This is a genomic window from Actinosynnema sp. NPDC023587 (assembly GCF_040640215.1).
Lineage (GTDB): Bacteria > Actinomycetota > Actinomycetes > Mycobacteriales > Pseudonocardiaceae > Actinosynnema.
On the sequence record NZ_JBFABG010000003.1, the window covers coordinates 720,399 to 731,781 of the forward strand.

At 71.9% G+C, this 11,383-nt stretch carries 13 protein-coding genes and 1 rRNA gene; 5 read left to right on the forward strand and 9 right to left on the reverse strand.

Going from position 1 to position 11,383, the window contains the following annotated elements; genetic code table 11:
* Positions 1 to 114 precede the first annotated feature (114 nt).
* The gene (locus tag AB0G01_RS12165; protein WP_360943215.1) at positions 115 to 588 is read right to left on the reverse strand and encodes a hypothetical protein; all 474 of its coding nucleotides are present in this window, start codon (positions 586 to 588) and stop codon (positions 115 to 117) included.
* Positions 589 to 786: 198 nt separating this feature from the next.
* Here AB0G01_RS12165 and glnA point away from each other — a divergent pair, with 198 nt between their 5' ends.
* From glnA to AB0G01_RS12185, 4 genes are all read left to right on the forward strand, one after another.
* Positions 787 to 2,211 (forward strand): type I glutamate--ammonia ligase, encoded by a 1,425-nt coding sequence (gene glnA, locus AB0G01_RS12170; protein ID WP_360943218.1) that lies wholly within the window; start codon positions 787 to 789, stop codon positions 2,209 to 2,211.
* 252 nt (positions 2,212 to 2,463) lie between these two features.
* On the forward strand, positions 2,464 to 2,655 hold the full coding sequence (locus AB0G01_RS12175) for a hypothetical protein (protein WP_360943221.1): 192 nt from the start codon (positions 2,464 to 2,466) through the stop codon (positions 2,653 to 2,655).
* Complete coding sequence (locus AB0G01_RS12180) at positions 2,652 to 2,774, forward strand: hypothetical protein (RefSeq protein WP_360943224.1); 123 nt, start codon at positions 2,652 to 2,654, stop codon at positions 2,772 to 2,774. Before AB0G01_RS12175 ends, AB0G01_RS12180 begins: the two co-directional genes overlap by 4 nt.
* A gap of 9 nt (positions 2,775 to 2,783) precedes the next feature.
* A complete protein-coding gene (locus AB0G01_RS12185) occupies positions 2,784 to 3,005 on the forward strand; it encodes a hypothetical protein (RefSeq protein ID WP_360943227.1) in 222 nt (73 codons plus the stop codon).
* A gap of 42 nt (positions 3,006 to 3,047) precedes the next feature.
* Here AB0G01_RS12185 and AB0G01_RS12190 read toward each other — a convergent pair whose 3' ends face one another.
* From AB0G01_RS12190 to AB0G01_RS12215, 6 genes are all read right to left on the reverse strand, one after another.
* Positions 3,048 to 3,977 carry an NADP-dependent oxidoreductase gene (locus AB0G01_RS12190; protein WP_360943230.1) on the reverse strand — a complete coding sequence of 310 codons (930 nt, stop codon included), beginning with the start codon at positions 3,975 to 3,977 and terminating at the stop codon, positions 3,048 to 3,050.
* A gap of 12 nt (positions 3,978 to 3,989) precedes the next feature.
* A complete protein-coding gene (locus AB0G01_RS12195) occupies positions 3,990 to 6,932 on the reverse strand; it encodes a bifunctional [glutamine synthetase] adenylyltransferase/[glutamine synthetase]-adenylyl-L-tyrosine phosphorylase (protein ID WP_360943233.1) in 2,943 nt (980 codons plus the stop codon).
* A gap of 40 nt (positions 6,933 to 6,972) precedes the next feature.
* The gene (locus tag AB0G01_RS12200) at positions 6,973 to 7,197 is read right to left on the reverse strand and encodes a hypothetical protein (protein ID WP_360943236.1); all 225 of its coding nucleotides are present in this window, start codon (positions 7,195 to 7,197) and stop codon (positions 6,973 to 6,975) included.
* Entirely contained in the window at positions 7,194 to 8,327 is a 1,134-nt protein-coding gene (locus tag AB0G01_RS12205; protein ID WP_360943239.1) for an inorganic phosphate transporter, read from the reverse strand. The genes AB0G01_RS12200 and AB0G01_RS12205 overlap by 4 nt, the downstream gene beginning before the upstream one ends.
* 82 nt (positions 8,328 to 8,409) lie before the next feature.
* Positions 8,410 to 9,147: a type 1 glutamine amidotransferase gene (locus tag AB0G01_RS12210; RefSeq protein WP_360943242.1), complete on the reverse strand. Its 738-nt coding sequence runs from the start codon at positions 9,145 to 9,147 to the stop codon at positions 8,410 to 8,412.
* Between the two features lie 15 nt (positions 9,148 to 9,162).
* On the reverse strand, positions 9,163 to 9,591 hold the full coding sequence (locus AB0G01_RS12215; protein WP_360943245.1) for a rhodanese-like domain-containing protein: 429 nt from the start codon (positions 9,589 to 9,591) through the stop codon (positions 9,163 to 9,165).
* Between the two features lie 79 nt (positions 9,592 to 9,670).
* Between AB0G01_RS12215 and AB0G01_RS12220 the strand changes: the two genes are divergently transcribed.
* The gene (locus AB0G01_RS12220) at positions 9,671 to 10,135 is read left to right on the forward strand and encodes an Lrp/AsnC family transcriptional regulator (protein ID WP_360943248.1); all 465 of its coding nucleotides are present in this window, start codon (positions 9,671 to 9,673) and stop codon (positions 10,133 to 10,135) included.
* 36 nt (positions 10,136 to 10,171) lie between these two features.
* Here AB0G01_RS12220 and AB0G01_RS12225 read toward each other — a convergent pair whose 3' ends face one another.
* Together AB0G01_RS12225 and rrf are read right to left on the reverse strand one after the other, a co-directional pair.
* Entirely contained in the window at positions 10,172 to 11,035 is an 864-nt protein-coding gene (locus AB0G01_RS12225) for a GNAT family N-acetyltransferase (RefSeq protein ID WP_360943251.1), read from the reverse strand.
* Positions 11,036 to 11,105: 70 nt separating this feature from the next.
* Positions 11,106 to 11,222: ribosomal RNA gene (gene rrf / locus AB0G01_RS12230) — 5S ribosomal RNA — on the reverse strand.
* Positions 11,223 to 11,383 lie beyond the last annotated feature (161 nt).

The following is an 11,383-nucleotide window of genomic DNA, read 5'->3' on the forward strand; positions in this document are numbered from 1 at the left end:
TGTCGGCACCCCCGAGGACAATGGACATCGGGGGCCGGAGGCCACGCACCGGGGGGCCGGAGGCCACGCTCCGCCGGGAAGGCGCGCTTCGAGGGCGACCGCGCGCCCGGGGCGTCAGCGAACGCTGATCACCACGGTGCCGGCGGCCTTGTCGTGCAGGCAGCGGCCGTCGGCGTCCCACACCACCGCCGGGATGATCGGGAAGATCAGCACCGTGCGCAGCACCGCTCGCGGCACGCCCACGACTCCCACGCCGTCCAGCCTCGCCACCCGCAGCCCGAACAGCGCGTGTCCGGGCGTGAACCCGAAGAACCCGACGGCGACCACGGTGATCACGAACCAGGCCAGCAGGCTCCAGTTGCGCGGCAGGTCCGGGAGGGTGAACACGCCGGCCACGCCCATCGCGAGGGCGAAGTCGACCAGGATCGCGAACGCGCGGCGGCCCGTCCCGGCCACCGCACCCGGCCCCGACCGCGGCAGGCCGAGGCGCTCGCCCCTCCACCGCTGGGCGGTGCCGTCGCCCGAGTCGGCCCCCGGCTCCAAGGCCGAGCGGGGTCCAGAAAGCCACGAACCGGTCCACCTGCTCACCCCACCAGAGTAAGGCCGTGCTCAGCGGGTGACGATCGCCAGGTCGGGTTGCCCACCTCGGAGTGGCCGTTAACACTGGCGAAACATGAGGGTGACTGCGGGGCAACACCGCCCACATAGCGTCACCCGTAATGGCAGGCCGCGCGCGAGCAGCGGCGCTCAACCACGCCCCCCACCGCAGTGAAGGAGTCGACGAGGGTGTTCAAGAATCCCGACGAGGTCCTGAAGTTCATCTCCGACGAGGGCGTGAAGTTCATCGACGTCCGGTTCAGCGACCTGCCCGGTGTGATGCAGCACTTCACGCTCCCGGCCTCGGCGTTCGACGCGGACGCCATCGCCGAGGGCCTCGCGTTCGACGGCTCGTCCGTGCGCGGTTTCCAGTCGATCCACGAGTCGGACATGCTGCTGCTGCCCGACCTGTTCACGGCGCGCATCGACCCGTTCCGGATCGAGAAGACGCTGATCGTCAACTTCTTCGTGCACGACCCGTTCACGCTTGAGGCGTACAGCCGTGACCCGCGCAACATCGCGCGCAAGGCGGAGCAGTACATCTCCGAGTCGGGTATCGCGGACACCGCGTACTTCGGTGCCGAGGCGGAGTTCTACATCTTCGACTCGATCCGCTTCGACACCACCGGCAACTCCTCCTTCCACGAGATCGACGCGATCTCCGGCTGGTGGAACTCCGGTCGTGAGGAAGAGGGCGGCAACCTCGGCTACAAGGTCAAGTACAAGGGCGGGTACTTCCCGGTCTCGCCGAACGACCACTACACCGACCTGCGCGACAAGATGGTCCTCAACATGGAGGCCAACGGCTTCACCGTCGAGCGCGCGCACCACGAGGTGGGCACCGGCGGCCAGGCCGAGATCAACTACAAGTTCAACACGCTGCTGCACGCCGCGGACGACCTGATGCTGTTCAAGTACATCATCAAGAACACCGCGTGGCAGGCCGGCAAGACGGTCACGTTCATGCCGAAGCCGCTGTTCGGCGACAACGGCTCGGGCATGCACACCCACCAGTCGCTGTGGAAGGACGGCGTGCCGCTGTTCCACGACGAGTCCGGCTACGCGGGCCTGTCCGACATGGCGCGCCACTACATCGGCGGCATCCTGCACCACGCGCCGTCGCTGCTGGCGTTCACCAACCCGACGGTGAACTCCTACCACCGCCTGGTGCCGGGCTACGAGGCCCCGGTCAGCCTGGTGTACAGCCAGCGCAACCGGTCGGCGTGCGTGCGCATCCCGATCACCGGCAACAACCCGAAGGCCAAGCGCATCGAGTTCCGCTGCCCCGACTCGTCGGGCAACCCGTACCTGGCGTTCTCGGCGATGGTGATGGCCGGCCTGGACGGCGTGAAGAACAAGATCGAGCCGACCGCCCCGATCGACAAGGACCTCTACGAGCTGCCGCCCGAGGAGGCCCTGAACGTCAAGCAGGTCCCCGCGACCCTCGACGCCGTGCTGGACAACCTCGAAGCCGACCACGAGTTCCTGCTGGAGGGCGGCGTCTTCACCCCGGACGTCATCGACACCTGGATCTCCTACAAGCGCGAGGAGGAGATCAACCCCCTCCGCCTGCGCCCGAACCCGTACGAGTTCGCGCTGTACTACGACGTGTGATCGGCTGAACGTCCCGGAGGCCCGGTGTCCCGCGCGGACGCCGGGCCTTCCGCGTCCGCGATCCACCCGCTCCGCGCCGGCTGCGGGTACCATGGCCGCCGGGAACGTCGAGCGGAAGCGGAGGTGTCATGAGCCCACCGGGGTTCGAGATGATCCGCCTTTTCTGCACTAACCGCTGACGCCGAGCCTGCCCGAAATCCGGCGGCGCACCTCCTCTGGGGACTGGTCTACGCCCTGGTCGCGGGTCTTCTCGTGTTCGTGGTCCGACTGTCCTACCTGCTCGCCGGCCTCGTGGCCCGACGTCTCGGCGCGCCCGGCAGCGCCGGTGCGAAGAACTCCGTCAGCGGCACGGTGCACGGCGACGTCGTCCAGGCCGGTGTGGTCGAACTGGTCCGGTGTGACCACGAGCGGCACTGCCCGCACTGCCACCGCGACGAGCCTTGACGCCGCACCCGGGCACCGCGATGCCGACCACGCCCGCCGGCCCGTCCACCGGGTTGGACGTCGGCAGTCGGTCCACCGCGCCGGAGCCCGGCCGCACCACCATCGTGGTGGGCGGTTAGGGTCGCGCCGTGTCTGATGACGTCGCAATCACCGCGCAGGTGCTGTCCACCAACATCTTCGACTCCGCCGCCGAGGCGATCGAGGCGATCGGCGCAGCCGACGTGCTCGGCCTGGGCATCAGGGTGTCCAACCGGCTGGTGCCGGACGAGGACTCCGACGACACCCTGGTCGAGGAGTGGGTCGTCGAGCTGTTCACCTCGGTCCCCACGGTGGACGACGACGAGGAGTGAGCCGCGCGGAGGCCCCCGGGACCTCCCGGGTGGCCTCCGGCCTCACACCGTCAGCACGATCTTCCCGCGCACGTGCCTGCCTTCCAGCAGCCGGTGCGCCTCCGCCGCTGCGGCCAGCGGGAACGTCTGCTGCACCACGACTTCGAGCTCACCCGCCGCCGCGTGCTCGGCCAGCCACGTCAAGTCCGCCCGCACGGGCTTCGCGTAGGCGTAGCGCCCGCCGAGCCCCAGCACGTTGGTGTCCACGATGGACACGATCCGGGACGGGTCCCGCACCAGCGCCGGCGAGTCGTTGAGCGCCGCCCCGCCGACGCAGTCGAATGCGACGTCCACCAGGCCGTCCCCGCCGACCAGCTCGGCCACGTTGCCCACCAGCGCGTCCCCGTACGAGACGGGCTCGGCCCCGAGCGAGCGCAGGAACCCGTGGTTGCGCGGTGACGCCGTCCCGATGACCCGGGACGCGCCGAGAATCCGCGCGACCTGCACCGCGAGGTGCCCGACGCCACCGGCGGCGGCGTGCACGAGCACCGTGTCACCGGGCGACACGTCGACCTTGCGCAGCGCCTGCAACGCGGTCAGCCCGGCCAGCGCCAGCCCGCCGGCCTGCACGAACGACAGGTTCGCCGGTTTGTGCGCGAGCCCTCTCTCGGTGGCCGCGACCAGCTCGGCGTACGTGCCGTGCTGCACGTGGTCCTTGCGCTGGTAGCCGAACACCTCGTCACCGGGCGCGAAGCCCTCGACGGCGGGCCCGACCGCGCGCACCACGCCCGCCACGTCCCAGCCGGGGACCAGCGGGAAGTGGTGCGGCACCGCGTCCTTCAGGTACCCCATGCGCACCAGCCGGTCCACCGGGTTCACCCCGGCGGCCCGCACCTCCACCAGCACCTGATCGGAGCTGATCGGCGGATCGGGCAGTTCCCGCAGCCGGAGCACCTCGACGTCGCCGAAATCGTCCTGTGCAATCGCCTTCACCGGCCCCAGTGTTCACGAGCCGTAGAAAACCCGCTCGATCACGGCCCGTGCCCGCCGGGTGGTGCGCCGGTAGGCGTCGAGGAACTCGCCCGGGTCGCGCGAGTGCCCCATCACCCCGGCCACGGCCGCCAGGTCGCGCCCGGTGGTCGGCAACTGGTCGCCGGGTTTGCCCCGGACCAGCACGATCGCGTTGCGCGCCCGCGTGGCGGTGATCCAGGACTCCGTCAACGCGGTCATGTCGTCCTCGGCCATCAGCCCCGCCTCGGTCGCCGCCCGCAGCCCCCGCACGGTCGACGGGGTCCGCAGCGCCGGCACCGCGTGGGCGTGCTGCAACTGCAACAACTGCACGGTCCACTCCACGTCGGCCAGCCCGCCGCGCCCCAGCTTGGTGTGCAGGGACGGGTCCGCGCCGCGCGGCAGCCGTTCCGCCTCGACCCGCGCCTTGATCCGCCGGATCTCCCGCACGGCCGCCGCGTCGATCCCCTCGGCCGGGTACCGCACGGGTTCGACCAGCTCCACGAACCGCGCGCCGAGCTCGGCGTCACCGGCGATGAACCGGGCCCGCAGCAGCGCCTGCGCCTCCCACAGCTCGGCCCACTGCGCGTAGTACGCCCGGTAGGACTCGAACGTCCGCACCAGCGGCCCCTGCCTGCCCTCGGGCCGCAGGTCGGCGTCCACCTGCAACGCCGGGTCCTGGCTGGGCGCGCTGAGCAGCCGCCGCACCTTCTCCACCACGGCGCTCGCGTACCGGACGGCGTCCGAGTCGGTCACCCCCGGCGCGGCCTCGCACACGAACAGCACGTCGGCGTCCGACCCGTACCCGAGCTCACGACCGCCGAGCCGCCCCATCCCGATGACCGCGATGGTCGCGTGCCGCTCACCGGTCATGCGCACGACCGCGTCCAGCGCGGCCTCCAGCACCGCCACCCACACCTCGGACAGCGACACGCACACCGTGCGCAGCGGCACCAGCCCCAGCAGGTCCGCGGAGGCGATCCGCAGCAGCTCCTGGCGGCGCAGCGACCGGGCGGCGGTCACCGCGCGGTCCAGGTCGTTGTACCGCAGCACGGTGCTGCGCAGCGGGTTGCCGATCACCATCGGGTCGAGGCCGACCAGCGCGTCGGTGTCGGCGAGCAGCCGCAGCACCTCGGGCGCGCGCACCAGCAGGTCCGGCACCAGCCGGGACGTGCCCAGCAGCGCGGCGAGCCGGTCCACGACCGTGCCCTCGTCCCGCAGCAGCCGCAGGTACCAGGGCGTTTCGGCGAGCGCCTCGGACACCCGCCGGTAGGCCAGCAGCCCGCCGTCCGGGTCGGGGGTGGCCGCGAGCAGGTCCAGCAGCACGGGCAGCAGCGCGGTCTGGATTCGCGCCCGCCGCGACACGCCCCTGGTCAGCGCCTCGATGTGCTTCAACGCGCCGTCCGGCGCGGCGTAGCCGAGCGCGGCGAGCCGCTTCTCGGCTTCGGTGGTGGTCAGCCGCAGCGCCTCGGTCGGCACGTTCGCCACGGCCTGGAGCAGCGGCCGGTAGAACAGCTTCTCGTGCAGCCGCCGCACCTGGTTCGCCCGCTTGCGGAACTCGGCCAGCAGCACCTGCGCCTCGGACAGCCCGCCCTCGGCCTGCACCCCGGAGGCCCGCGCCAGCCGGCGCAGCGCCGCCGCGTCGTCGTCGGCCGGGAACAGGTGGGTGCGCAGCAGCTTCTGCAACTGCAACCGGTGTTCCAGGGTGCGCAGGAACCGGTAGGCGCGGCCGAAGTCGGCGGCGTCGGTGCGCCCCACGTACCCGCCCCGCCCCAGCGCCGCGAGCGCCGCCGTGGTGGCGGGGATGCGCAGCTCCTCGTCGCCGCGCCCGTGCACGAGTTGCAGCAGCTGCACGGCGAACTCGACGTCTCGCAGCCCGCCGCGCCCCAGCTTCAGCTCCCGGTCGGCCAACCCGACCGGCACGTTGTCCTCGACCCGGCGGCGCATCGCCTGCACGTCGGGCACGAAGTCCTCGCGCTCGGCGGCCGTCCACACCAGCGGCCCGACGACCTCCAGGTACCGCCGCCCCAGCTCCGCGTCACCGGCCACCGGGCGGGCCTTGAGCAGCGCCTGGAACTCCCAGGTCCGCGCCCACCGCCGGTAGTAGGACGCGTGCCCGTCCAACGTCCGGACCAGCGCCCCCGCCTTGCCCTCGGGCCGCAGCGCCGCGTCCACCTCGAAGCACGCCTGCCCGGCGACCCGCATCACCGCGCCGGCCAGCCGGGTCGCGACACCGATGTCGCCCTCGCCGACGAACACCACGTCGACGTCGCTGACGTAGTTCAGCTCCCGCGCCCCACACTTGCCCATCGCGATCACGGCCAGCGTGCACTCGTCGGCGCGCGCCACCTCCCGGTGGGCGACGTCCAGCGCGGCCCGCAGCGCCGCGACCGCCAGGTCGGACAGCAGCCCGGCCACGTCGTCGTACCCCACGTACCGCAGGTCGGGTTCGACGACGTGCGCCAGGTCCTCGGCGGCGATCCGGCACAGCAGCGCCCGGTACTCCACCTTCAGCGCCCGCACGGCGTCCGCGCCGGTCAGCCCGTCGACCGCGGCGACCAGGGCGGGCGCGAAGGAGTCCGACGACACCGGTTCGGCGTCGGCCAGCAGCGCCCACCGGTCGGGGTTGGCGGCCAGGAAGTCCGACAGCGCGGTGGACGACCCGAGCACCGCGAGCAGCCGCCCGCGCAGCACCTCGTTGGCGCGCAGCGCGCCGTCCAGCTCGGCCCAGCCGGCACCGAGCGCCGCGCGCAGCCGTTCCACGCCGAGCAGCGCCAGGTCCGGATCGGGACTGCGGGACAGCGAGGACAGGACGGGCTCGTTGCCCTCCGACGGTCGTCGGCCGTCCCACCACCCGGCCGCGAGCAGGAGCTCGCCGCTGCGTGCCTCGGTCAGGCCGAACCGAGCGGGGGACGTCGGGGTGCGCGCTGGATCGGTCATCGACCGACACGGTAGTACCGCGCGCCGGGCGAGGGGACGGTCAGTGCGCCACGATCAAGTAGATCCCGAACAGCACCACGGTCACGCAGGCCACCAGGCACGCGGTCGCGGCAGCCGTGGGCAGCGCCACCGAACCGCCCCGCTCCCGCGCGTCCTCGCGCGCGGACAGCGCCCGCAACGCCGTCGAGAACAGCACCACGAGGCCCAGCACCACGCCCAGGCTCACCCCGAACACGGTGCCCAGCGCCGCCCAGTCGACCTTCACACCGCCACCTTGTGCGTCTCGGCCTGCGCCGCGATCTCGTCCACCACGTGTTCGGGCCGCACCGGCTCGCGCCGCGACAACAGCCAGATCACCAGCGACACCACCACGGCCACCACGGCCACGGCCACCACTCCGACGGTCCCGGTGGACGCGACCTTGCCCGCGAGCGCACCGACGATCCCGGCCGCGGGCAGCGTGAGCAGCCACGCCAGCGCCATCCGCCCGGCCACGCCCCACCGCACGCCGTCCCGCTGCCGGCCCAGGCCCGAGCCTATGATCCCGCCGGACGCGACGTGCGTCGTGGACAGCGCGAAGCCCAGGTGCGACGAGGCCATGATCACCGTCGCCGCGCTGGTCTGCGCCGCGAACCCCTGCGGGGCCTCGATCGTGGTCAGGCCCTTGCCCAGGGTCTGGGTGATCCGCCAGCCGCCCAGGTAGGTGCCCAGCGCGATGGCGACCGCGGCGCTCAGGATCACCCACATCGGCGGTTCGGAGCCCGGCGCGAGCGTCCCGGCGGTGATCAGGGTCAGCGTGATGATGCCCATCGTCTTCTGGGCGTCGTTCGTGCCGTGCGCGAGCGACATCAGCGCCGCCGAGGCGATCTGACCGGCCTTGAACCCCTTGCGCGACACGGACTCGCGGGCCCTGCGGGTGAGCCGGTAGGTGAGCACGGTGGCCAGCAGCGCCACGATCCCGGCGACCAGCGGCGCGGCGATCGACGGCACCACCACCTTGTCCAGGACCTTCGCGAAGTGCACGGCGTCCGTGCCGGAGGCGATCCAGGTGGCCCCGATCAGGCCGCCGAACAGGGCGTGCGACGAGCTCGACGGCAATCCCACGTACCAGGTGACGAGGTTCCACACGATCGCGCCGACCAGGCCGCCGAACACCACGGCGGGCGTGATGCGGGCGTCGTCCACGATGCCGCCGGAGATCGTCTTCGCGACCTCCACCGACAGCAGCGCGCCCACCAGGTTGAGCACCGCCGAGAACGCGACCGCCGTGCGGGGCTTCAACGCACCGGTCGCGATGGACGTCGCCATCGAGTTCGCGGTGTCGTGGAAGCCGTTGGTGAAGTCGAATGCCAACGCCGTGGCGACCACGATGATGACGAGGAGCGAGGCGTCCACGCTGTTCCTCCGGCTGTAACGACACAGTCGTGGGTGAACGCTACCTGTCCCGCCGATGAACACTCATATCAACGGAGGTTCGTCACACCAGGGGGAGGTTCCTCGTCACCGGGACCTCACCCGCGACCAACCGGACAAACCGCTCGGCGAACGGCTGCCACACCTCGCGGATGTCCTCGTGACCGCGTTCGAGGCGCTCCGCATCGAGCCTGGCCGGCGGCACGTCGGCGACCATCTCGGGCGCGCCCAGCGCCCAGCGCGACACCATCTCGGGCGTCGTCTCGATGTGGAACTGCACCCCGTAGGCGAGGTCGCCGACCCGGAAAGCCTGGTTCGGGTACTTCGGGGAGGACGCGAGCAGGACGGCGGTCGGCGGCAGCAGCGCGATGTCGTCCTGGTGGAACTGGAGCACGTCCGGCGTCCACGGCAGGTCGGCGAACAACGGGTCTCTGGCCGCCACGTCCCGCTTCGCCACCAGCCCCAGCCCCACCTCGGGCCCGTGCGGACCGCGCCGCACCTGCCCACCGGTCGCCGCCGCGAGCAACTGCGCGCCCAGGCACACGGCCAGCGTCGGCACCCGCTTGGAGACCGCGTGCGACAGGAGCTTGCGGACGTCGGCGAGCCACGGGTGGTCGACGTCGTCCAGCGCACCCATCGCACCACCCAGGACCACCAGGCCCCGGTGGTCGGCGAACCCGTCGGGCACCGGCCGCTCGTGGGCCTTGACCACGTCGAGCACCGCCCCGGCACCGGTCAGCCAGTCACCCAGACGGGCGGGTGGGTCGTTGTCGTCGAGCTGGAGCACGAGCAGGCGCGTCACCCGACCGAGGGTAGATCAGCAGGCGCAGGCGATCCCGTGCAGGTTCTCGGTCCGCCCTTCGACCGGGTAGCCGGCGGCCTGCCACGCCCGAATCCCACCCGACAACCGCTTCACCCGGAACCCGAGCCGGGCCAGCGCCGCCGCGCCCTTCGCGGCGGCGTTGCACTCGAAGCTCTCGCAGTAGCAGACGTAGACCAGGCCCCGGTCCCAGCCCGCCGTGGTCGCCTCGCCCACCTCCCAGTGCGGCAGGTTGACCGCACCGGGGATGCGGGCCCGCGCGAACGCCTCCGCGCCGCGCGTCTCGACCAGCCGGAACCCGGCGGTGTCCCCGGCGCGGAGGTCCCGGACGACGTCGTCCGGATCGGCTTCGAAGGCCAGCTCGGCGGCGAAGAACGCGGCGGCGACGGCGGGGTCGGCGGGCGGGAAGCGCAGCGTGTTCGTCATGGGGAAATCCTCCTGGGGGACCCGCCGCGAGGACAGGGAGAAATCCAGGCGCGCGGGCCGGTGTGCCTACGATTCCCCGGTGGAACTGGACGACCTGGATTGGAAGCTGCTCGACCTGCTCCAGCGGGACGGCCGGATGACGTTCACCGAGCTCGCGAAGCGCGTCACCCTGTCCGCACCCGCCACGACCGAGCGCGTGCGGCGGCTGGAGCGGGCCGGCGTGATCACCGGGTACGCGGCCGTCGTGTCGCCGCAGCGGATCGGCCTGCCGATCGAAGCGATCGTCCGGGTCCGGGTGCGCAGCCTCGACACGCCCCGGTTCCGGGAGCGGATCGTGCCCCTGGCCCAGGTCCGCGACGCCGACCACGTGACGGGTGACGACTGCTGGCTGCTGCGCGTGGTGTGCCGGTCGACGGTGGAGCTGGAGGAGTTCGTGGCCCAGGCCCAGCGGTACGGCGACACCACCACGTCCCTGGTGTTCTCCTCGGCCGTCCGGAACCGGCCGGTGACGCGCGAGATCGCGGACGGCATCGCCGACCGGTGAACCCCGGGCCGTCGCGGCACGAGTCCCCGGCGTGCCTCAACCCCCGTCGACGGCGGGCGGGGTGAACGCGAACTCGGCGGCGTCGCCCACCGGGCGGAACCCGATCCGCTGGTAGATCGAGTTCGACGTGGGATTGGCCAGGTCGGCGAACAGCACCACGTGCTCCGCGCCCGCCTGGTGCGCCCACTGCGCCGTCGCGGCCGTGACCGCCTCGGCGTAACCATTGCGCCGGTGCTCCCCCGGGGTGAAGACCGGACCGATGCGCGACATCCCGGATGACGGCGGCCCGGCACACGCCCACGACACCGGCTCGCCGTCGCGCAGCCACAGCACGTGACCCGCCCCGATGGCGAGCGTGCCGCGCACGAACTCCCAGGCCACTTCCTCGTCCGGTTCCGCCGGCATGGACTCGTCCACGAACTCCAGGTACCAGCGGACCATGAGCTCGGCGTCGTCCTCGGTGGCCCGGCGGGACGTGCCGGCGATCCCGGTGGGCGCGACGAGCTCGTCGAGGCGGAACAGCCGCATCGCCATCACTTCCCGCGCACCGCCCCCGGTGCGGGCCGTCCACTCCCGGACGAACGCCTCGACCTCGGCCCTCGGCCCTTGCGCACCCGGCAGGTCGTCCCCCGCCAGCTCCTCGGCCACCACGCCCGCCCACTCGACCGGGACTCCGCTCACGACCAAGGGCCACGGCGGTGTGCGCAGGGCAGCGGCGACCAGCTCGCCGTGATCGGTCACGGTGACCAGGAGCGGTGGCCCGTCACCGGCGTGAGGGTCGTCGAGCCGCCGCAGCACAGCGGCGACCGGGACGGTGTGGAACACCGGGTCGGCGTTGAAGAAGTCCCTGGTCCTGGCCCAGAAGTCGGCCAGGTCGTCGTGCCTCGACACGTCAGCCACGACCGGGACGGTAACGCACAAAAGCCTTCAGGGGCACCCGGATAACCGGATGCCCCTGAAGGAACGAAATGTTCGGCGGCGTCCTACTCTCCCACACCCTCACGAGTGCAGTACCATCGGCGCTGGAAGGCTTAACTACCGGGTTCGGAATGGGACCGGGTGTTCCCCCACCGCTATGACCACCGAAACACTGTGAAATTACCAACCCGTCGGCACCCCGCCCACCCAGACCGTCAAAGGCCTGGACCAGGGGGGTGGTCCGGTTCGGTTCTTTCAGAACCGCACAGTGGATGCGTAGCATGTTTGTGAGCAAGTCCTCGGCCTATTAGTACCGGTCAACTCCAGCCG